The following is a 21,937-nucleotide window of genomic DNA, read 5'->3' as shown; positions in this document are numbered from 1 at the left end:
GCAGGGCGAGCGGAGACCGCGCGGGCGAGCGGAGGCCGCGCAGGGCGAGCGGAGATCGCGCGGCGTCTCGCCGGCGCTCCCCCCGAATCTGGTCGCGGTGCAGAAACGGTGATATCGCCGGAGCCCCGCGCGCGCCCGACGATGTCGTCCGCGCGGGCAGGGGCCCGACCTCCTGCGCGTTGCTGGCGAATGCAGTCCACGAACACGCCCTCCCTGCGCCGCGAGCGCATCGGCATCCTGGTCCTCTGCGCGTCCGCGGCCGTGGCCATGTCGCCCGGCGTGGGCGGAGGCGCCGGCGACCGATCGACGGCGCTCGCCGCGGCGCTCGCGGAGCGGGGCATCACGGCGGCCCCGAGCGACGTGTTCTGGGTGGACCCGCCGCGCGGCGCGTTCAGCCCGCTCCGCGCCAGCGCGCGCGCGGTCGCGCGCGGCGCCGTCCGGGGCGAGCCCACCGACCTCTACCTCGTCGACACGGAGCTCTCGCCGGAAGGGGTGCTGCTCGACGTCTCGGGGGTCCACAACCTCACGGAGACGAGCGGCGCCGAGGAGTCGAGGCCCGCGCTCCGCGGCGAGACGCTCGCGTACGTCTCGCGCCCGCTGATCGACGCCGCGTCGCCCACGGTGCACGTGCTCGCGCTCGACGGTCAGCCCCTGCCGGGCAGCGCCGACTGGTCCTGGACCGAGCGGCTGCAGCACGCGGTCACGAACTGGCAAGCCACGGGGCGGATCCGCGGGATCGGGCGGCGCACGTTCGCCATCGATCTCACCGGGGATCCGGCGCCCGGCGGCGACGAGCCCGGCGGCGCGGAGCCGAGCGGCGAAGAGCCCGGCCGGGAGGGCCGGCCCGCCCTGAGCGCGGGCGACATCGCGATCGCCCTCGAGGAGGGCGGCCTCGTCGTCCGCTCCAGCGGCCGCGAGGTGCGCCTCCCGTACCACGGCGCGGCCGCGCCGCTGCCGGCGTGGATCCGCGCCGAGTCGGGCGAGGTCGCGCGGCCGGGGAACCTCGTCACGTGGGCGGTCGACCGCGTGCGGTTCGTGATCGGCGACGCCGCGATGCAGACGGTCAAGGCCGTGGCGTTCACGGCGCTCGATTTCGTCCTCCGCAACAAGGAGGCGGTGACGGGCGACACGGGCGCCGAGGACATCGCCGCGGATCTCGGCAAGAGCGCGCTGGATCCGCCGGTCCGCCAGATCCCGATCGATCCCGAGATCGGCTGGCCGCCGTCGCCGCTCGAGCCGTGGGTGACGCCGGCGCTGCCCGGGGAGGGGCAGTGGAACCCGCAGGGCGGCGACGCCTTCGTGCGCAAGCTGGACGGGCTCCCGCCAGCGTTCATGACCACGTTCATCCGGGCGGACCGCTCGCGCAAGGCGACGCGCGTCTACATCGCCCTCTGGGATCCGCGCCAGGTCGAGCTCCACATGATGGCGGGCACGGTGGAGCCGAAGGGGGCGACGGGCGAGGCGGGGCCGGGGCTCATCCCGCGCACGCCCGAGGTCATGAAGCGCGTGGTCGCCGCGTCGAACGCGGGCTTCCAGGCCATGCACGGCGAGTTCGGCATGATGGCCGACGGGGTCGTGTACCTGCCGCCGAAGCCCTACGCCGCCACGGTGGCCGTCCGGCGCGACGGCAGCACCCTCTTCGGGACCTGGTCGGAGGACGAGACCATCCCCGACTGGATGCTCTCGTTCCGCCAGAACATGACCGTCATGGTCCAGGACGAGAAGTGGAACCCCTTCGGGCGGACGTGGTGGGGAGGCACGCCGCCCGGCTGGGCGGACAAGACGCACACGGTCCGGACCGGCATCTGCCTGACGAAGGAGCGCTTCGTCGCCTATTTCTACGGGGCCGACGTCAGCCCCGAGGCCCTGTCGCAGTCGATGATCCAGGCCCGCTGCGCGTACGGGATCGCGCTCGACATGAACGCGGGCCACAGCGGGCTCGAGTTCTATTACGTGGCGCCGAGCGGCGAGCTGCCGGCGCTGGGCCGCCCGATCCAGGGCGAGTGGGAGGCCGAGGGCGAGGTCTCGGGGCTCTCGGGTTATCGGTTCCGCGGCCGGCGCCTCATCCGGGGCATGGGCCTCATGAACTTCCCCCGCTACATCCGGCGGGAAGCGCGCGACTACTTCTACATGACGCTGCGGCACCTGCTCCCGGGCCCGGCCCTCGCGACGCGCGCCGCGCCGGCCGCGGCCGGGGAGGGCGCCTGGCGCACCGAGGGCCTCCCGCAGCACGGCTTCCCGTATGCGCTCGCCCTCACCGAGATCCGCCCCGACCCGTCGCGGCCGGACGTGCGGCTGCGGGTGCTCAAGGTGGACCCGCGGACCGTCGCGGCCGCGCCGGCGAGCGAGCCCTGGGCGCCCCCGCCGGCCGGGGCGGGCTCGGTCGGGGCCGTCGTGGCGGTGCTCGCCGCCGACGCCGCCGCCGCGGGAGCAGGTCAGTCCGAGGTGTCGAGCGTCTGGCACTCGGCGGGGGCGTTCTCGATCTCGCCGACCGCTCCGGTGCGCGGCGCGGTCCGGGTAGCGGCCGGGTACGGCGGCAGCGTGGGCGCCGTGGCCGGCCTCGGCGTCCACGACGAGGACGGGATGTTGATCTACGTCGAGCGGGAGCCGGCCGCGCCGTCCAGCGCGCCGGCCGCGGCGTCGCCGGACGCGTCGGCCCCTGCCGCGCCGCCCGCCGATCCCCGCGACGCGAAGCTGCTCCACGATTTCCTGGCGGGGCTCGGCTGCTCCTCGCGGATCTATCTCCACCGCCCGCTCTCGCTGGCCCTCGGCGGCGATACCGACCTATCCGGCGCCGCCGTCCACCCGCCGTCGGGCGCGCGCGCTGTCCGGCTCACGCGCGCCGAGGCCCCCGGCGCAGGCCGGATGTTCGAATCCACGCCGGTCGTCCCGCACAGCGTCTGGTATCCCCTGCAGCAGAAGCGAGTCCGTTACTTCAAGAAGCCGAAAAAAGAGGAAACGACGGACAGCAGCCAGTGAGCGCGGAGGGGGACGGAAACCGGGAATGCAGACGGGGAATGCAGCCCGGCAGCCGGGGTGCTGCGGAGCGGGAGCGGAGTCGCGGCCCGGTCGCGGTCCGAGTCCACGGACGGAGCCAGGAATCCTCCCATAGGGTGCAAGGTGTGGCTTGTACGCAGGCCGTCCGAGGGACTAAAACAAGGTCGCCGGTGCACCGTTTGCAGTTCCTCGGAGCTTACGACGTTTCAGGACGGATCGGCGTGGGCTCGCTGGGTGAGGTCTTCCGCGCTGCCCGCCGGACGCGCGGGTGCACCGTCGCACCGAGGCTCGCGTTGCCTCTCGGCTGCGGCGCCGAGGGCGCGGGCGACCGCCGCTGGATTGGCATCCTCGCGGCGCGATCCGACCCTGGCGCGCCGCGCGTCCGTCGCCCGGCGCGGAGCACGGGCAGGCGCATGTCCGAGGGCGCCTGCGGCGCGGTCGCCGCGCGGCGCGCGGCCGGGAGCGACGCGCGGGATCCGCGGGAGATCGCGGCGTATGTGCCGCAGGAGCGAGCCAGGGTTCTCCTGAAGGCGCTCGCGAAATCACCGGACCAGCGGTACGCTACAGAGGATCAGGTTCACGCAGGGCTACGCCGAGCTCGCCCGCTAGAGGGGCCTGCTCATCATCCGTCAATGGTGCGCGCTTCGCGCGGTGCATGCGCGATCGTTCCCCGGAAGCCGCGGCGAACGGGCCGCATGTCCTGAGGAGTTTCCGAACATGGCCGATAACAAGGGCGGCAGCGATCTAGATGTCTTTGAGGGGCTCGCGAAGAAATCGTCGCGCGCCACGAGCCCCGCCCTCGCGCCCCCCTCGACGCAGTCGCGGCAGCGCCCTCCGGGAGTCGGCTCGCTGCCGCCGCCGCCGCACGCGGTGACGCTCCCCTCAGGCATGGCCACCCCGCTGCCGCCGCCGACCGTGACGAAGGGGACCAACCCCGGCTCGCTGCCGCCGCCGACCGTGACGAAGGGGACCAACCCCGGCTCGCTGCCGCCGCCGATGCCCCCGTCGGCCAGGACGAGCTCGCTGCCGCCGGTGGTCCCGCCCCCCTCGCGCCAGCCGTCGCTGCCGGCGATCTCCGCCCCGCCGCTGCCGCCCGTGAGCGCGCCGCCGCCGCCGAACAGCGTGGCGCCCAGCTCGCTCCCGCCGGTGGTGCCTCCTCCCATGCGCCCGGCGTCGGTCAGGCCGCCGCAGAAGCCCGTGGACGACGCCAAGCCCCGCTCCGCCAAGGGCGCCGCGGTCGACATGGACTGGGACGACGAGGAGGAGTCGACCCACATCTACGACAAGCAAGGGAACGACAGCATGCCCGGGCGGGCCAGCCCGCCCCCGACCGTGAGCTCTTCGTCGATCCCGAAGGCGGCGGCGGCGCTGCTCGCGAGCTCGGGCGGCGCCGCGGCGCCGGCCACGCGGGCGCGCACCCCCATCCCGACCCCGCCGGCGATCCCGGGCGCCCCGCCCGCGCCGCCGATGCCGGATCTCGCGCACCGGCCGCTGTCGCGCAACGACGAGCCCACGGCGATCCGCGCGCGCCCTGCGGCGCAGCAGGGCGCCGGCAAGGCGGGCGTGGTCCTCGGCGGGCTCGCGCTGCTCGCGGTGCTCGTGCTGGCCGTGATCCTGCTCGTGCCGAAGAAGGGCGCGCTCACCATCGACCTGAAGACCCCGGGCGGCACCTCCGTCGCCCGGGCCGAGATCTTCATCGACGGCCAGAAGCGCTGCGACACCGTGCCCTGCGTGGTCCGCGACCTCGAGCCCGGATCGAAGGCGGTCAAGATCCTCGCCCCCGAGTTCCCGCCGCGCGACGCGATCGAGATCGTCGAGGGCGGCAAGGAGAAGGTCGTCGTGATCACGCTCGACGCCGCGAGCGGCGCGCGGCCTCCCACCGTGGCGACCTCGACCAGCCTGAAGGCGTCGGGCAGGCAGCCCGGCGTGAAGGTCCTCGTCGACGGCGTGGACAAAGGCACGTTGCCCGTCGAGGTCAGCGTGTCGCCCGGGGAGCACAAGGTCCGCTTCGACGGCGGCGATCGCTACGAGCCGCTCGAGCAGACCGTGGAGGTCGGGCAGGGCCAGATGAAGGACCTCGGCGCCGTCGCGCTGAAGGTGAAGAAGGGGCAGGCCACGCTGGATCTCGCCACCTCGGGCGCCTCGGTCAAGCTGGTGAACGCCAAGGGCACCGAGAAGAAGCTGCCGGATTCGGCCTGGAAGAAGCCGCCTGTGAAGGTGGAGGTCGACCCGTCGGAGGGCTGGAAGGTCGTCGCGACGAAGAAGGGGTACGAGGACTTCAGCCAGGCGCTCTCGTTCGAGGACGGGCAGGCGGAGAAGACGATCCAGATCGCGCTCGCCGAGGTGAGCAAGCCCGAGCCGGTCGCCGCCGCGGCGGCGCCCGAGCCGGCGCCGGCGCCGGCGCCGGCGCCCGCCGCGCCGAAGGCGGAAGCGCCGAAGCCGGAAGCGGCACCCAAGGCGGAGGCGCCGAAGCCGGAGGCGCCGCCGGCGCAGGCGGCCGCGGGCAGCGCGACGCTGAACATCAACTCGATCCCGGTCTCGAAGGTGGTCCTCGACGGCCGGCCGCTGGGGAGCACGCCCAAGGTCGGCGTCAGCGTCCCGGCGGGCTCGCACACGGTGGTCTTCATCCATCCGGACCTGGGCAAGAAGTCCGTCACCGTCTCCGTGAAGGCCGGGGAGACCAAGACCGCGGCCGTCAAGTTCGACTGACACACGCAGGACCGCCGCCGGCGCAGTACGCCACGTCGCGCGGCGGGTCCCTCGCGCTCACCGCTCCTCGCGCCGACGCCGCCCGGTGAGGCCCGTTCCGGCGCCTTCTCTTGCCCGACGCCCCTCGCGTCGACGCGGTGCGGTGAGGCCCGCTCCGGCGCCTTCAGGGCTCAGCGCCGGCGGCGCCAGCGCCGGAGGGGGGCTGCTCGGCGCGCTCCATGCGCTCCGCCCACGCGCGCCAGGTGGCCGCGCAGCGCGGCTCGTCCGCGTGCGCGCCGCCGGCGCAGTACGCCACGTCGCGCGGCGGGCCCAGCACGAGCATCGCCGTCTTGCTGACGAACGGCAGATCGCGCCGCCAGATCTCGCCGAAGCCGTCGAGGCGCCGGCGGTACGCCTCGGCGGCGCGATCGCCGAGCAGGTGGTCGAGCTGCTCGCGGAGGTTCTTCTGCAGCTCCTCGTCGTCCGTGACGGCCAGCGTGCGCTGGAGGAACCGGATCTGCGCCTCGCGCTCCCCGGCGCGCCCGAGGATGCCCGCGCCGCCGAGCGCCTGCCAGCTGATGCTCGCGTCGCCGCCGCCGAGCTCCGCGGCGCGCTGGAGCATCCGGGCCCCGTCGAGGCGCCACTGCGCCTTCTCCGCGGGATCGGTGAGGTAGCCGGCAGGCGCGATGAAGGCGACGAACTGGCCGAGCACGAGCCACAGCTCGGCGTCGAGCGGGCGGCTCCGCACCCCGCGCTCCATGATCTCGCGCGCCTTGACGACCTCGTCGCGCGGGGTCGTGTTCGCCTGGAAGGTGATGAGCGCGTCCGCGAACAGGTACGGCTCGCGAAAGGTCGGATCGAGCGCGTTGATCGCGTCGAGCAGCAGCGTGAGGTTCTCGAACCGGCGGCGCTCGATGGTGTGCAGCCCCTGCGACACGAGCACGTGCGACCAGAGCAGATCGGCCAGCGCGGAACGGTACCCGAGCGAGAGGGTGACCACCTCGTCGGGCGGCGGCAGGACGTAGATGTCGGACGTCTCCTTGACCCGCTGCTCGGTGTCGGCGGCCGGCGCCCGCACGCTCCCGATCGCGACCGCGGCGACGGCCGTCAGCGCGGCCGTGACGAGCGCGTCGCGGGCGCGCGCGCCGCGCTCGCTCAGCGACCGCGGCGAGCGCGGCGCGCGCGCCTCCGGCGGGGCCGCGGTCCCGGGCGCCGGACGGGCGCCCATCATTCCACCTCGCGGTCCACGAACATGCCTGGCAGCACGCGGGCCGGCTCGCCCGGGACCCGCTCGCCCCGCACCTCGAACGTGGACAGCGCCCCGTCACCGTCGAGGTCGCCGTGCGCCGTCGCGACGAAGCGCATCGTCTTCGACGCGTCGAGCTCGCTGGTGAACTGGAAGGCGAACGCGTGCGGCTCCTCGAAGCGGAAGTCGAGCGACCGCCACGTGAGGTGCTCCCACGACTCCGGCGGGTCGACGGCGCGCACGCCGCGCGGCACCTGCGCCGGCGTCAGCGGGGCCGAGGGAGGGAAGCTGATCTCCTGCGGCCGCGCCTCCGCGTAGGCGATCGCGCTGGTGACCAGCCGGTCGAGCCCCTCGATCGGCTCGCTCAGCTTGGACGCGCTGAGGTTTCGGAAGAACGCCGGGACGGCGACGGCGAGGACGCTGCCGCCGACCGCGAAGGCCGCGCTGAGCTCGAGCGCGCTCCAGGAGCGCCAGTTCATGGCCTCTCTCTACCTCCCCCTCCACGCGCGAACAAGCGCGGGCGACGCGGGCGAGCCGCGTCACTCCATGTCGTTGTTCGTGTAGATCTGGGTGCTCGTGACGATCTCGCCGCCGCGCACCTCCCCGGTGCGGACCATCGTGCTCGCCACGCCGTCGCCGTCCAGGTCCCCGCGCGCCGCCGCCTCGAACCCCTCGTCGACGCTCGGGAGGGGCGCGCCGGGCATGCCGTCGCTGACGTAGTTGTCGCCGACCTGGTACGAGTACTGGAAGTAGATGGGCTGGGAAATCGAGAAGCCGAGGCACTGCCAGCCCGCGATCGACGTGCCCGTCATGAAGTCGTCGCCGAGCGCCGGGCTCGGCTGGTACTTGGTCCCCTGGACCGACGCGAAGCTGAACGGGACCGGCGTCGCCGACGCGCAGAGGATGCGGGTGCCCGCCACGGGGACGCTGTTGTTGGGCAAGAGCTGCGAGATGTTGCGCTCCCGCTCGTACTGGGTCACGGCGGCGCGGGCGATGGCGCCCACGGTTTGTTTGGCTTCCGCCGTCTTGGCCGTGGCGAGGTAGTTGCGCACGCCGACGATCGCGAGGGCGGCGAGCACGCCGAGGATCGCGACGACGATCATGATCTCGATGAGCGTGAAGCCTCGTCCACGGACCGCCGTCGTGCTCGACATAACACGCTCCCTCCGATCGTAGACGATGCCCGTGGACCGGGGGCTGCCCGGCTCACGCGAGCCGGGCAGCCGGAGAGATCACTCGAACTCGTTCGCGATGTAGACCTGCGTGGCCAGCGCCAGCTGGCCCTGGAAGATGGTCCCGCCGCGCGCGAAGCCGCTGTAAACGCCGTCACCGTCGAGATCGCCGATGGCGCCCGCCTCGAAGCCCGTGTCGGTGGCGCCGACGGGCGGCGGCGTGCCCGGCATGTTGGGGGTGTTGGCGCCCCGCGTGTAGTTGTACTGGTAGTAGACCGGCTGCGACATCGAGAACTTCAGGCAGCGCCACCCCTCTTGATCCGTGCCCGTATCGAAGTCCGTGTTCGGCGCCGTGTTCGGCTGGTACTTCCTGTTGGCGACGTCGGTCAGGGCGGCCGGGACCGCGTCCGCCGATTCGCAGAGGGCCTGGCTCGACTGCGCCGACGCGCCGTTCGCCAGGATCTGGGGGGGAGCGCTCTCCCGCTCGTACGCGCCGGCGGCGGCGCGGGAGATCGCGCCCACGGTGTTCTTCGCCTCCGAGGTCTTCGCGCTCGCGAGGTACCTGGTCACGCCGTAGATCGCCAGCGCGGCGAGGACGCCGATGATGGCGACGACGATCATGAGCTCGACGAGCGTGAAGCCCCTGTTGTTGTATCGCTTGTAAGCACGCATGGGTGTCGATCCTCCGTAGAAACTCTGTTGCCGAGAGACCTGACTGAACAAGACGCCTGGTGCGGGGCCCGGCCGACCCGCAGCGCGACAAACCTTCCCCCGCTGGCGCAGGCGCGCTGGGCGCCCGCGCCGCGGCGAAACCCCTCTATTCCGTTTCGTTCTCCCAGTAGATCCCGGACATCGTGGATGTCGTCAGGAGCAAGGCCAATGTTCCATCCCCATCGCGATCACCGGCCGCCTGGATGACGTACCAGGGGCCGTTCGGCGCAAACTGCGGGTCGGTCAGCGGCGATCCCGGGAGACCGTGCCATGTGTACGTCGTGCCGGTGTTGGTCGGGAACGCGTTGCTCACGCCCGCCACCACCGCGTACCCGAACTTGACCGCGCCGTCCGTCGAGACGTTGAGCATCCGCCATTCGTCGGCGTCGTCATGGACCGCGTTCCAGGCATGTTTGCTATCGCCGAGATCCGCCGACGGATACCAGTCATCGAGCGTGCCTGAGCAGTCCAGGTAGACGAGCATCTCCGCCTTGTAGGACTCCTCCGCACCGCGGATCGACTGCATGACGGCCTTCGGCTCGCCCATGCCGGCTGCGTTCATGTACTTGCGGTAACCGACGAGGCCGAGCGCCGCGAGGACACCGACCATCGCCACGACCACGAGCAACTCGACGAGCGTGAACCCTCGCCGCGCTGCGTTTCGCTGTCGCTGCGTGACCCGCATTCGTTGGCTCCTTTCTGCAGGGCGTATGCCAGCCAGAACGCGGCCTGGCGCCGCCGGTGGTTTGCACGAGAAGCTCATGACTTCGTTCATCTTTTCAGGGTGATGGGCCTGGGCCGACGGCGCGACGGGGCGGTGGTCGTCCCCGGCGGTGACGAAAACCGTCACTGCGGGGCGCCCGGCGGTGACGAATCTCGCCGGACGCCTTCCTCGTCGTCGCTCTCCACGTCGGCGGCGAGGGCGTGTTTGGCGAGGCGGTAACGGAGCGAGCGGAACGAGACGCCGAGCAGCTTCGCGGCCGCCTTGCGGACGCCGCCCGTGCGCTCGAGCGCCTGGAGGATGAGCCGGCGCTCGACCTCGCCGAGCACCTCGTCGAGCATGCACCCGCCGGCGGGCAGCTCGGCCAGCCGCGGGGCCGGGCTCGCGCTGAGCCCGGCGACGGCGTTCGGCAGGTCGCCGAGGCCGATCGAGGGGCCGCTGGCGAGCGCGACCGCGCGCTCCATCATGTTCTCCAGCTCGCGCACGTTGCCGGGGAAGGTGTAGGCGTCGAGCGCGCGCACGGCGTCCGTCGTCAGGCCGCGGACGTCCTTCCCGAGCTCGGCCGCGAAGCGGCGCACGAAGCGATCGGCGAGCCGCGAGATGTCGCCGGGGCGCTCCCGCAGGGGCGGCAGCTCGATGCGGATGACGTTGAGCCGGTAATAGAGATCCTGCCGGAACCGGCCCTCGCGGACCTCGGCCTCGACGTCCCGGTTCGTCGCGGCGAGCAGCCGGACGTCGACCGGGACCTCCACGGCGCCGCCGACCGGGCGCACCTTCCGCTCCTGAAGGACGCGGAGCAGCTTCACCTGCAGCGACGCCGGGAGCTCCCCCACCTCGTCGAGCAGCACCGTGCCGCCGTCGGCCTCCCGGAACAGCCCGAGCGACCGCGCGTTCGCACCGGTGAAGGCGCCCTTCTCGTGGCCGAACAGCTCGCTCTCCATGAGCGCCTCCGGCAGCGCGCCGCAGTTGACGACCAGGAACGGCTTCGCGGCGCGATCGCTGCGCTCGTGGATCGCGCGGGCGACGCGCTCCTTGCCGGTCCCGCTCTCGCCGGTGAGCAGCACGGTCGTGCGCGTCGGCGCGATCTTGGCGATGAGCTCCGAGATCCGCTGCATCGCGGGGCTCGTCCCGAGCGGCTCGCGCGCGGCCGTGTCGAGCCGCTCGATCTGCGCGCGCAGCCGCTGGTTCTCGACGACGATCGAGCTCTTCTCGATCGCCTTCGCGGCGAGCGCCGCGAGCTCCGCCGGCGAGAACGGCTTGGTCACGAAGTCGTACGCGCCGCGGCGCATCGCGTCGAGCGCGCTCTCCACCGTGGAGTGCGCCGTCATCACGATCACCTCGGTCGCGCCGCTGCGCGCCTTCGCGGCCGTCAGCACCTCGATGCCCGAGCCGTCGGGCATCACCAGATCGGTGAGGATCAGCGGGAACGGCTGCGGGTTCTGGTGGATGGCCTCGAGCGCGGCGCGCGCCCCCGGCGCGGCCACCACCTCGTACCCCTGGCGGCGGAAGGTGATGGTGAGCACCTGACGCAGGCCCGGCTCGTCATCGACGACCAGCACCCGGGTGGCGTTCGGCGGGATGCTCGGCGGGATCGACGCCATCACGCCAGCACAGTACCACGACGCGCCGCGCGCCCGGCAAGCCGACGCGGCGCGCTCCGTCGCCGGTGCGCCGGCTTGCCGACGCGCTCCGTCACGGGTGCGCCGGCGTGCCGACGCGCTCCGTCGCCGGTGCGCTCCGTCGCCGGCGTGCTCGCGCCCGGCGCGATCAACGCCGCGGGCGGCGGCGCGCGCTCAGGGGCAAGCGTCGTTCACGACGCCGAGCGGGGTGCGCTCCTCGACGACAAAGGCCTGCGGCTCGCTCTGCTCTTCCCCGTTGCCTTCGTTGACGAGCTCCTGCCAGACGACGAGCACGTCGCAGAGATCCGCCTCGATCTCCACGTGGTAGCGGCCGTTCCCGTCGGTGTCGTCCTCGATGACGCCGCGCTGGGTCCGCTGGTTGAAGACGCTGACGCGCGCGCCAGGCATGCAGTTGCCCGAGATCTGCCACACCCCCTCCGCCTCCGCGGACGGCCGCATCGTGTCGGCCGGCTCGGGCGGGGGGAGCGGCAGGGTTGGGCTCAGGCACGCTGCACCGGCGAGCAGCGAGAGCGCGAGGACGAAGGCGAGGTGGAGCGCGGCGCGGCGGAGCATCGGCGAGGCTTGATAGCACACCGTGTGCCGCGTTCCCGCCGCCGGAGAGCGCCGCGGCGGCGCGTAGTACCAGCGATCTGACGGGGGCCCGCCGGCCGGACCGTCAATTCTGTTGGCGCTCGCGCCCGTCGGTTTGCAGCACGCGCAGGGCGACGCGCCGCTTCGCCGCGGCCGGGGCGACGGCGCCGAGCTCCGGGGCCGCGGGCGGCGCGGCGGCGCGCTCGTGGTCCCCTTCATCTTCGCCGAGCACCTCGCCGACGAGATCGTAGTCGCTCGCCTGCGTGATCCGGACGCGGCACATCTCCCCCGGACGAACCTCGCCGCCGGAGAGGTAGACTTGGCCGTCGATGTCCGGCGCCTGCCCGGCGTGGCGGCCCATGAGCACGTACTCGTGCTCGTCGCTCGTCCCCTCGACGAGCACCTCGAGCTCGCGGCCGATCATGGCGGCGCTCTTCTTGTGCGCGATGCGGCGCTGGAGCGCCATGAGGCGGCGGTAACGGGCCGCCGCGGTGCGCGCGGGGACCTTGCCCTCGAGCGCGTGGCTGCGGCTCGTCTCCTCGTCGGAGTAGCGGAACACGCCGACCCGCTCGAACTCGGCCCAGCGGACGAACTCGCAGAGCTCCTCGAACTCGGCGTCGGTCTCTCCCGGGTGGCCGACGATGAACGCGGTGCGGAAGGTGAGGTCGGGGACCCGCTCGCGCAGCGTGGACACGACCCGGCGGAGGCGATCGCCGCCGTGGCCGCGCCGCATCCGCCGCAGCATCGCGTCGGCGGCGTGCTGGAGCGGCATGTCCACGTACGGCACGACCCGCGGGTGGCCCGCGAGCAGCTCGACGAGGTCGTCGGTCATCGTCTCGGGGTACAGGTAGAAGAGCCGCACCCAGCGCACGCCCGGCACGTCGGCGACCTTCCGGACGAGCTCCGCGAGCGTCGCGCGCCCGCCGCCCTGCCCGCCGCCCGCGGCGTCGCGGCCGTAGGCGATCGTGTCCTGCGAGATGAGGTTGATCTCGCGGACGCCCGCCGCCGCGAGCTGCTCCACCTCGCGCACCACGTCCGCGACGGGCCGCGAGCGCTGCGCGCCGCGCAGCTCCGGGATCACGCAGAACGAGCAGGTGCGGTTGCAGCCCTCGGCGATCTTGACGTAGGCGCTGCCGCCCGGCGTCGACAGGGTCCGCGGATCGGCGGCCTGGATCAGCCACTCGGCGGGGTTGCCGACGAGCATGCGCTCCGCGTCGCCCGCGAGCACCTGGCCGAGCTTGAGCATGTCGCTCGATCCGAGGAAGTGATCCACCTCGGGCATCTCGCGGGCGAGCTCCTCGGGGTGGCGCTGCGAGAGGCAGCCGGCGACGACGAGGCGCTTGCAGCTGCCGCTCTCCTTGTGCTGCGCCATCTCGAAGATGGCGTCGATCGACTCCTTCTTCGCCTCGCCGATGAAGCCGCAGGTGTTGACGACGATCACCTCGGCGTCGGCCGCGTCGTCGACGTGCGCGTACCCGGCCGCCCGGGCGACGCCGAGCATCACCTCGGAGTCGACGCGGTTCTTGGGGCACCCGAGGCTGACGAAGTGGACCTTGCGCGCGCTCATGTGGCGGCTCCCTCGCGATCGGCGAAGACGACTCGGCCGGCGGCCAGGGTCATCGTGACGCGGCCGGTGAGCTTCTTGCCGAGCAGCGGCGTGTTCTTGCTCTTCGAGCGGAGGCGCGCCGGGTCGAGCACGAAGCTCAGGTTCGGATCGATGAGGCAGAGCTCGGCGCGGGCGCCGGCCTTGATCGCGGGCGACTCGATCCGCGCGACGCGCGCGGGCGCGCGGGTGAGCGCGTCGACGAGCCGCCCGAGGGGGAGGGCGCCCTGGCGGACGAGATCGAGCAGGACGGGGACGACGAGCTCGAGGCCGATGAGGCCGGGCGAGGCCTCGGCGAACTCGCAGTCCTTCTCGAGCGTCGAGTGGGGCGCGTGGTCGGTCGCGACCGCGTCGATCGTGCCGTCCGCGAGCGCCTCGCGGAGCGCGTCGACGTCCGCCTGCTCGCGCAGCGGCGGGTTGACCTTGCACGCCGTGTCGTAGCCGAGCACCGCCGCGTCGGTGAGCGTCAGGTGGTGCGGCGTCACCTCGGCGGTCACGGCGATGCCGCGGGCCTTCGCCTCGCGGAGGATGCGGACCGCACCGAGCGACGAGACGTGCGCCACGTGGTACCGCGCCCCGGTGGCCTCGGCGAGCAGCACGTCGCGGGCCACGATGATGTCCTCCGCCACGCGCGGCCAGCCCCGCAGGCCGAGCCGCGTCGAGACGGCGCCCTCGTGCATCTGCGCCCCCTCGGTGAGCGCGTGATCCTCGGCGTGCTGGATGACGGGGAGGTCGAAGGTCTTCGCGTACTCGAGCGCGCGGCGCATGACGGCGCTCGACGTCACGCAGCGCCCGTCGTCCGAGACCGCGACGGCGCCGGCGTCCTTGAGGTCGGCCATCTCGGTGAGCTCCGCCCCCTTCTGGCCGAGGGTGATGGCGCCGATGGGGTGGAGCGCGGGCCCGGAGAGCGCGCGGGCCTTGGCGATCATGGCCTCGGTGATGGAGCGGGTGTCGTTGACGGGCTTCGTGTTCGGCATCGCGCAGACGTGCGCGAACCCGCCGGCGGCCGCGGCGGCCAGCCCGGAGGCGATGTCTTCCTTGTACTCGTGCCCGGGCTCCCGGAGGTGGGCGTGGAGGTCGACGAACGCGGGGAGGAGCAGCAGCCCCTCGCCGTTCACGATCTCGGCCCGGCCGGAGCGGCGCAGGTCGTCGGTCGCCGCGCCGCGCCCCACCCGGCTGATGACGCCGTCCTCCACGACGACGTCGACGACTTCGTCGAGCTGCTGAGCCGGGTCGACGGCGCGCACGCCGACAAAGAGAAGGAGAGGGGGGGGTGAGCCGATGGCCGCCATGGGAGCGCGCTCCCCTAGCACATGCGCCTCACGTCGTGCAGGCAGCGGCAACTCAGGGCAGGGGGGGTGGGCGCGGCGAGAAAAAAAACCGCCTGGGACACGCAACAGCGGTCTTGACGAACCAGGAGGGTACGAGGTAGTGATGCCGTCCCGCTCGCGAAGCTGGCGGAATTGGCAGACGCGCTGGATTCAGGTTCCAGTGGGGTAACTCCCGTGGAGGTTCAAGTCCTCTGCTTCGCACCAAGCGATCGCCTTGTTCTTCTTCAGCCACTGTAGTGGCTCTTTCTTTGTTCGTTTCTTTTGCTGTCTCCTGTAATCGCCGCGCCTCTCCTTCGGGGGGCGCGGCGCCAGGCGCAGGTGATGCGGGGGCCGCGGAGACCGGCTCGGCCGCTTCGGCGTCGAGCGCCTCCGCCGGGCCGACGGCCGCGGCGGCGGCCAGCGTCGAGCCGCCGCGCGGGGCCGGTGTCCAGGAGTTCGCCCCGCTGTCCGGCCTCGCCGGCTGCAAGGTGAAGTCGGGCGACATGGCGACCTACATCCAGCGCCCGGGGATGGGCGTGGCCGGGCGGACCGACGGCTCGTTCGCCGCCGTGTGGCTCGTCGACCTCAAGGGAGGGGACGCGCAGATCGCGTTCGCCGGCTTCGACAGCGACGCCCGGCAGATCGCCAGGGCGAGGGCGATCTCGATCACGCGGGAGGCAGGGCTCCGGATCTTCTCGTCGGGGGAGGTCTGGGCGGTCACCTGGTTCGACGCGGAGGGCCTCGCGTACGCCCGGCCTCGCTGGGAGACGAACCCGCCGGCCGAGATTCAGCGCATCGGCGCCATCGGGCAGGACGTGAGCGCCCACGTCGCCCTCGCACCCGCGCCGGGCGGCGCCCTGGTCGCCGCGGCGCCGTTCGGGGCCGAGCGCAACCGGCTCGGCGTCTTCCAGTTCGCGCCGGCCGATCCGGCGCAGCCGCAGCTCAGGGCGGTCGGGGTCACGCGCCGCGCCGGGAAGCCGCGCTGGCCCGCGGTCGCCGCCGACGCGTCCGGCGGCTACCTCGTCGCGTGGTACGAGGAGGAGGAGGGGAGCATCCGGGCCTCGCGGTTCGACGCCGCCGGCAAGGAAGGGGACGCCCACCTCGTCGCGAAGCCCCAGGGGAGCGACCGTCCGGCGGGCTCGGCTCAGGAAACTCCGGAGCGGGAGCGGCTCGGGCTCGTGGCCGCCGGCAGCGCCGGCAGCGCCGGCGCGCTGGTGCTCTGGAACGAGGGCGACACCTTGCTCGTGCGGGCGCTGGACGCCGAGGCGCGGCCGCGCGCGGCGCCCTGGGTCGTCGGCAAGGGCAAGTGGCGCACGGTCTCGCCGAGCGGGGACGGTGCGCTCGTCGCGTGGGTCGGTCACGATGGCAAGGCAGACGGGCAGGTCCTGCTCGCGAAGCTCGGCGCCGACGGAGCGCCCTCGGCCAGAGGTCTCCGGATGTCGGATGGGGTGAATCCCGTAAAGGATGCTCCCAGCCTGGCGCTCGCCGGGGAGCGCGTCGGCGTCGCATGGACGGAGACGATGAGCCCGGGTGTGAGCACGAAGCGCGCAGTCTTGCGGGTCATCGACCGCGCCTGTATCCCCTGAGCCCGGGCGCGCTCGGCGGGCGCGTACGGCGGGCATGGCGCTGGCTCCGGCGCTAGGATAAGGGCGTGAGCCACGCATTCGGCCCGAGTCAGTCACCGCCGAACCGCGATGCAAACGAGCCCGTGGAGGCGCCTCTCGTCGTCGTCCACGCCCATGCCGCGCGCGAGATCGTCGCCGCCGCGCGCGAGACCGTTCAGCCCAGCGAGGGCGCGCAGCGCTCGTCGAGCGCGGCGCCCTTGCCCTCCCAGGCCCCGCCGCTGCCGTCCGAGCGGCGGCAGCTCTCGACGCTCGCCGTGAGCTCGGTCGTGGCGGCGCTGCTCCTCGGCCCGCTCGGGGCCGTCACCGCGATCGTCTTCGGCTGGACCGCTCGCCGCGAGATCGAGCAGGACCCCGCGCGTCGCCGGGGCCGCGCGCTCGCCACCGTGGGGCTCGCGCTCGGCGTCCTCCTCACCCTGGGCTGGAGCGCCGCGATCGGCGCCGGCGCGTGGATGTGGAGGATGCACCATGGAGGCGAGGTCGCGTCCGGCCTCGGGGAGGGGGAGGCCTCGCCGGAGCCGGCGAGCACCGGGTCGCCGGCGGCGCCGCTGCCGGACTCGCTTCCTCCGCTGGCGCAGCCCGGCGGCAGCGTCCCGCCGCACACGACCCACCAGCGCATCGGCGGGCTCTCGATCGTCGATATCGGCGCCGACGTCTCCGCGCTCAGCGAGGAGCTCGCGAAGCAGCGGGCGGAGGCCTACGCGCACGGCGAGAAGGTCCTCGTGATGACCACGAGCGACCCGTGCGATCCGTGCCGCGGGGTCGACCGGTCGCTCGGCGATCCGCTGATGCAGACCGCGCTCCGGAGCGTGCGGCTCGTGCGCGTGGACATCGATCTCTTCAAGGAGGATCTCGATCAGATCAAGATGCCGCGCCGGCTCTACCCGGGCTTCTTCCTGCTCTCCCCGGATCTGACGCCGCAGGACGGGATCAACGGCGGCGAGTGGGACGACGACATCGCGCGCAACATCGCGCCCGTGCTCGGGGCGTTCGTGCGGGGCCAGTACACGACCCGCCGCCAGCCGTGGCACCCGCTGCCCGGCTCGGGCATGCGGCTCTGATCGGCGCCGCGCCGCGCAGGATCCCGGCGGCGCCGGCGCAGGACAGGGTAAGCTGGGCCGGTGAAGCGCTTCGTCCAGCTCGCCGTCTTCGGTCTCTGCGTCGCGTTCAGCGTCTCGGCGGTCTACAACGTCCTCTCCGACAACGCCGATGTGGAGCGGATGGCCGCGCTCGTCGCGTGCGGCGAGGACGGCGGCGCGCGGGCCCCGGCCCTTCGCGCGAGCGAGGAATGCAAGGCGCGGATGACCCGGCTGGAGCGGACGCCGTTCGGTCAGACGTTCGAGTTCACCACGGCGAAGCGCACCGTCGACGTCCGGTGCGAGCGGGCGTTCGTGCTGGCCGGCGAGTACGGCTGCAAGCTCCGGTGATCGCGGCGGGCGCGCGCGGGCGCGGCGCCACTCGGGCCGCCCGGCGCCGCGCCCGCGCGCGCGGGCGAGACGCAAGAAGCGGTAAACCTCGCGGGAGTTACGGTATGGTGAGCGGCCGTGACGAACCCCGCAGCGCGCCTGCCTCCCTCGCGCGGTCCCGACGCCCGGGGTGTCGTCGCGCGCTTCGCCTGCGGGGTCGCGGCGGCCGCGCTCTGGGTGTCGCCGGCGCATACCGCGCAGGCCGCGCCGCCGGCGCAGGTCGGCGCGTCGAGCGCCGCGCCTGCGTCGATCGCGCCCGGGTCGCCCGCGCCCGCGTCGGCGGGCAAGGAGCTGGGTCCTCCCGCGTCGCCGCCGCTGTCCGCGGAGGCGGCGGCGAAGCAGCGCCGCATCGAGCGGGCGACCGCGCTGCACGACGAGGCGCGGGCGCTCTACCAGCGCGGCGAGTACCGCGCGGCCATCGCGAAGCTGGAGGCGGCGGTGGAGCTCGACCCCGAGGGAAAGGAGCTCATCTACAACCTGGCCGTCATTCATGAGCGGCTGGGTGAGATCGACGAGGCGGAGCGCTATTACGAGCGCTACCTCGAGATGGAGACGCTGCCGAAGGAGCGCGCGGAGGTCACGGCGGTGCTCAAGCGGCTCCAGGGGGCGAAGCGGGAGCTCGCCGGCGCGAAGCCGCCGCCGCCGCCGTCGCCGGCCGCCCCGCGCGCCGCGGGGCGGCCGCCGCCCCGCCGTCCTCCGGTGGCGGCGGGCAACGCGAGGCCGCTCCCTCCCTCGTTCTTCGTCAGCGGGGTGGTCGCCGCGGGGTCGCTCGTGCTCGGCGGCGTGTTCGCCGGGGTCGCCCTCGCGCGGAACCCCGGCGCCGACGCGGCGACGGGCGGAGGCGTCTCCGTGGTCGATCTGCAGGCGGACGCGAGCGCCGCGCACCGGTACGCCGTGGCCGCGGACGTCGCCTTGCTGGTCGCCGGGCTCTCCGGGGCAGCGGCGCTCTACTTGTACCTGTCGCCGCGGGCTCCGGCGGCGAGCGCGACGACCTCTCGTTTGCTCTCGGCGGCGTGGCGCGCCCCGATCCCGGGGCACGGCGGGGCGTCGCCAGCGCATGGCGCCCGTCCCGGCGAGCCGACGATCACCATGTCGCTGGGCGCCTCGGGGGCCCGGCTGCGGGTGCAGTTCTGATGGACCTTCGCGCTGCCGGCCGGAGGCTGCTCCGCGGGCTGCCCGCGCTCGTGTTCCTCGGCGTCGGGTGCGAGGTCCTCGTCGACGGCAAGCTGGGTCAGGTGCTGTGCACGGAAGAGGGCGCCGTCGGGCCGCCGTCCTGCCCCGACGGCGCCCTTTGCAGGAATGGCGCCTGCATTGAGATGGAGCTTGCCGACCGCGCGCTCGGGGCGCCCTGCACCGCGCACGAGGACTGCGGTGCGCTCGACTTTTGCCTGGATTCCGATTTGCTCGACGGCGCGGGGGGAGCCGGCGGCGCGGGGGGAGCCGGCGGCGCGGGGGGAGCCGGCGGCGCGGGGGGAGCCGGCGGCATCACGTCGGGCGTCTGCGCGCGTCCGTGCTGCAGCTCCAGCGACTGCGATCCTGGCCTGGATGCGGTCTGCTGGATCCCTCCCCAGGGGGGGATCGGCCTCTGTCGCCTCGGCCGCGACGTCGGTCGGCCGGAGGTGGGAACCCTCCTGTCCGGCGCGGACTGCTCCTCCGACGGCGATTGCCGCTCTGGCAGGTGCAGCGGCGGTGCCTGCCTCGATTCCTGCTGCTCCGACACGAACTGCGCGATGACCGGGCAGGTCTGCCGGCTGACGAGCGATCTCGTCTCGGACGGTCCAGCCTGGGCGTGCCTGCCTGACACCTCAGGCCAGCGCGACTACTTCGCGGAGTGCGCGCTGGACAGCGACTGCCTCTCCGGGATGTGCGCGAAAATCGAAGGGATCCGCCGGTGCACGGTCCCGTGCTGCGGGTCGGACATGTGCCCGGTCGCGTTGCTTGAGGAAGGGGTCTACCAGGTCGGCTGCACCGAGATTGAGGCGAGCGATCGCGCGAGCGTCCGCGCATGCGCGAAGCTGCTGCCCGAGGACAGCGTCCGCCCCGTCGGCGTTCAGTGCTCCGACGACGACGAGTGCCGGAGCGGCATGTGCGTCCAGAAGGGGAGGGGCGTCATGAAATTCTGCAGCGACGTCTGCTGTGGCGACGCGTCTTGCGGCGACATGTCGCGCTTCGGGTGTCGCCCAGCTGCGGCGGGGTCGTCGTGGGCCTTGCGATGTGAGCCCAAGTAACGGACGATCCCCCCATCGCGGTGGTAGCTCCTACAGCTGACGATAACCTCCTGACCAGCGCACCCGGCTCCCCGGGCGAGCCCAGCCGGGCGATATCGCTGATTTGCCCGCGCTGCCGCCACGTCGCGACGATCGCGCGGGAATCGAGGAGCTCGCCCAGCATCCCGCCGCCCCCGGTCAGCCAGGGCAGCGGCCGGCCCGGCCCGACCACGACGGGTGGGGCGAGGCTGCCGCGCTGCCCCGGCGACGGGCTGGCCCTCGTGAGCCCCGAGGTGCTCGCCGAGGCCGAGGGGGATCCATTCCTGGGGATCACGATCGCCGAGCGGTTCGTGATCGTGGGCAAGCTCGGCGCCGGCTCGATGGGCACCGTGTACCGGGCGCGCCAGGAGGCCATGGGCCGCGACGTGGCGATCAAGATCCTGCGGTCGGACCGGGCCTTCGACGCGCACGCCAAGGCGCGTTTCACCCGCGAGGCGCGCGCGATGAGCCTGCTGCGATCGCCGCACACGGTCACGGTCTTCGACTTCGGCGAGATCGTGAACGACACGACGGACGTGGCCTTCGGACGGAACCGCTCGGAGCAAAGCTCACCCGACGGCGCGGGGTGGAGCAGCGGATCGCTCTACCTCGCGATGGAGCTCCTGGAGGGCGAGTCGCTCGGGCAGCGGCTCAAGCGGGCGCGGCGGCTGCGGGTCGGCGACGCCGTGCGCTTCGCGAGGCACGCGCTCTTGTCGCTGGCCGAGGCGCACGACAAGGGGATCATCCACCGGGACCTCAAGCCGGACAACCTGTTCCTGGCGAAGCCGCCCGCCGGGGAGCACGAGGAGATCTGCAAGGTGCTCGACTTCGGCATCGCGAAGGTGATGACCGACAGCGAGAGGCCCGTCGACGCCCTCGAGACGCAGGCGGGGACCGTCTTCGGGACGCCGCGGTACATGTCGCCGGAGCAGGCGCAGGGCAGGCCGCTCGACGCGCGGAGCGATCTCTACTCGCTCGGCGTGCTGCTCTATCAGATGCTCGTCGGGCGGCCGCCGTTCGTCGACGACGACGCCGTCGTCGTGATGGCGAGGCACATCAAGTCGTCGCCCGCGCCGGCGACCGAGGCCGCGCCCGACGCGGGCATCCCGGCGTCGCTCTCGCAGCTGCTCGCCCGCGCGCTGGCCAAGCGGCCCGAGGAGCGACCGCGGAGCGCGCAGGAGTTCATCGCGGAGCTCGATCGCGCCATGGACGAGGCCAGGCCGAGCCTCAACCGCGAGCGCCTCGGCCCGCCCCAGCCTGCCGAGGTGGGGGCCACCGGCGAGCTGCTCGCGGTCGTGGGCGACGGCGTGGACGCCTCGCGCTCGCCGACCACGCTGCGCCCCGCGCGGCCGCGGCGCACCTCGCTGCTGGCCGCCGGGACGATCGCCCTGTCCCTGATCGGGACGGCGTTCGCCGTGAGCGAGCTCCGCCGCCCCGCGATCCGCCTCTCGCACGAGGCGGACGAGGGGGTCGCGCGCAAAGCGAGGGCGCTCGCCGGCAACGTCACGCGCGCCGCGCCGCCGGCGCCGCCCGCTGCGATGCCGGCGCCGTCCGACGAGACGCCCTCGGCCGAGGCGGCGCCGCCCGCCGCGCCGCCCGCGCCGCCCGCCGCAACGGCGTCGCTGCCCGCCGCGGCGCCGCTCGCCGCGCCGGCGCCGCGGCTCGCCGTGACGGCGCCGCCGCTCGCCGCGCCGCCGGCCTCCGCGCCGGTCCCGACGGCCGCGGCCAGCATTGCTCCCGAGCACGCCGGCGTTCCCTCTGCGCCGCCGCCGAAGCGCAAGCCGGCGCGCAAGCCGTACGTGAAATTCGACTGACGGCGGCACGCGCGCAGCCCCGCTGCGCGCGGGGCGCGGCCGCCAGGAGGCCGCTCTTCAGCGAGGTGCGCCGCGCGAAAGTCGGCGACGGCGATCGCGAACCGCGCCGAGAGTCCGCTGTACGACGCGGA

Annotated in this window: 17 protein-coding genes and 1 tRNA gene; 9 read left to right on the top strand and 9 right to left on the bottom strand. The window is 73.5% G+C overall.

The features are described 5' to 3' along the window. The first annotated feature begins 189 nt into the window (after positions 1-189). On the top strand, positions 190-2,979 hold the full coding sequence (locus WMF43_RS24960) for a hypothetical protein (RefSeq protein ID WP_437683728.1): 2,790 nt from the start codon (positions 190-192) through the stop codon (positions 2,977-2,979). Positions 2,980-3,714: 735 nt separating this feature from the next. Beyond that, positions 3,715-5,706 (top strand): PEGA domain-containing protein, encoded by a 1,992-nt coding sequence (locus WMF43_RS24955; RefSeq protein ID WP_437683726.1) that lies wholly within the window; start codon positions 3,715-3,717, stop codon positions 5,704-5,706. 163 nt (positions 5,707-5,869) lie between these two features. Here WMF43_RS24955 and WMF43_RS24950 read toward each other — a convergent pair whose 3' ends face one another. The 9 genes from WMF43_RS24950 to WMF43_RS24910 form a co-directional block, all read right to left on the bottom strand. Further along, positions 5,870-6,916, bottom strand: coding sequence for a hypothetical protein (locus WMF43_RS24950; RefSeq protein ID WP_437683725.1), 1,047 nt, complete (start codon positions 6,914-6,916; stop codon positions 5,870-5,872). Beyond that, positions 6,913-7,410: a hypothetical protein gene (locus WMF43_RS24945; RefSeq protein WP_104982459.1), complete on the bottom strand. Its 498-nt coding sequence runs from the start codon at positions 7,408-7,410 to the stop codon at positions 6,913-6,915. The genes WMF43_RS24950 and WMF43_RS24945 overlap by 4 nt, the downstream gene beginning before the upstream one ends. 60 nt (positions 7,411-7,470) lie before the next feature. Further along, positions 7,471-8,085 (bottom strand): type IV pilin protein, encoded by a 615-nt coding sequence (locus WMF43_RS24940; RefSeq protein WP_437683722.1) that lies wholly within the window; start codon positions 8,083-8,085, stop codon positions 7,471-7,473. 78 nt (positions 8,086-8,163) lie between these two features. Further along, the gene (locus WMF43_RS24935) at positions 8,164-8,775 is read right to left on the bottom strand and encodes a pilin (RefSeq protein WP_437683721.1); all 612 of its coding nucleotides are present in this window, start codon (positions 8,773-8,775) and stop codon (positions 8,164-8,166) included. A 145-nt stretch (positions 8,776-8,920) separates the two neighbouring features. Continuing rightward, positions 8,921-9,499, bottom strand: a complete 579-nt coding sequence (locus tag WMF43_RS24930; protein ID WP_437683719.1) for a type IV pilin protein — start codon at positions 9,497-9,499, stop codon at positions 8,921-8,923. A gap of 161 nt (positions 9,500-9,660) precedes the next feature. Beyond that, positions 9,661-11,136, bottom strand: a complete 1,476-nt coding sequence (locus WMF43_RS24925) for a sigma-54-dependent transcriptional regulator (protein WP_437683717.1) — start codon at positions 11,134-11,136, stop codon at positions 9,661-9,663. A gap of 192 nt (positions 11,137-11,328) precedes the next feature. Then, on the bottom strand, positions 11,329-11,748 hold the full coding sequence (locus tag WMF43_RS24920; RefSeq protein WP_437683715.1) for a hypothetical protein: 420 nt from the start codon (positions 11,746-11,748) through the stop codon (positions 11,329-11,331). A gap of 82 nt (positions 11,749-11,830) precedes the next feature. Then, positions 11,831-13,312 (bottom strand): 30S ribosomal protein S12 methylthiotransferase RimO, encoded by a 1,482-nt coding sequence (gene rimO, locus WMF43_RS24915; protein WP_437683713.1) that lies wholly within the window; start codon positions 13,310-13,312, stop codon positions 11,831-11,833. Further along, positions 13,309-14,640: a dihydroorotase gene (locus WMF43_RS24910; protein WP_437683711.1), complete on the bottom strand. Its 1,332-nt coding sequence runs from the start codon at positions 14,638-14,640 to the stop codon at positions 13,309-13,311. The genes rimO and WMF43_RS24910 overlap by 4 nt, the downstream gene beginning before the upstream one ends. Positions 14,641-14,796: 156 nt before the next feature. Here WMF43_RS24910 and WMF43_RS24905 point away from each other — a divergent pair. From WMF43_RS24905 to WMF43_RS24875, 7 genes are all read left to right on the top strand, one after another. Beyond that, positions 14,797-14,883 (top strand) — tRNA-Leu (locus WMF43_RS24905). 278 nt (positions 14,884-15,161) lie between these two features. After that, positions 15,162-16,244: a hypothetical protein gene (locus WMF43_RS24900; RefSeq protein ID WP_437683709.1), complete on the top strand. Its 1,083-nt coding sequence runs from the start codon at positions 15,162-15,164 to the stop codon at positions 16,242-16,244. Between the two features lie 65 nt (positions 16,245-16,309). Next, positions 16,310-17,341, top strand: a complete 1,032-nt coding sequence (locus tag WMF43_RS24895) for a DUF4190 domain-containing protein (protein ID WP_437683707.1) — start codon at positions 16,310-16,312, stop codon at positions 17,339-17,341. Between the two features lie 60 nt (positions 17,342-17,401). Then, positions 17,402-17,707 (top strand): hypothetical protein, encoded by a 306-nt coding sequence (locus tag WMF43_RS24890; protein ID WP_437683706.1) that lies wholly within the window; start codon positions 17,402-17,404, stop codon positions 17,705-17,707. A gap of 117 nt (positions 17,708-17,824) precedes the next feature. Further along, positions 17,825-18,880, top strand: a complete 1,056-nt coding sequence (locus WMF43_RS24885) for a tetratricopeptide repeat protein (protein ID WP_437683705.1) — start codon at positions 17,825-17,827, stop codon at positions 18,878-18,880. After that, positions 18,880-19,974 (top strand): hypothetical protein, encoded by a 1,095-nt coding sequence (locus WMF43_RS24880; RefSeq protein ID WP_437683703.1) that lies wholly within the window; start codon positions 18,880-18,882, stop codon positions 19,972-19,974. Before WMF43_RS24885 ends, WMF43_RS24880 begins: the two co-directional genes overlap by 1 nt. A gap of 20 nt (positions 19,975-19,994) precedes the next feature. After that, the gene (locus WMF43_RS24875) at positions 19,995-21,806 is read left to right on the top strand and encodes a serine/threonine-protein kinase (RefSeq protein WP_437683701.1); all 1,812 of its coding nucleotides are present in this window, start codon (positions 19,995-19,997) and stop codon (positions 21,804-21,806) included. Positions 21,807-21,937 lie beyond the last annotated feature (131 nt).

This window comes from Sorangium sp. So ce131, from assembly GCF_051519095.1.
Lineage (GTDB): Bacteria > Myxococcota_A > Polyangia > Polyangiales > Polyangiaceae > Sorangium.
The sequence above is the reverse complement of the archived record's forward strand: the minus strand, read 5'-3'. Positions and strand labels throughout refer to the sequence as shown.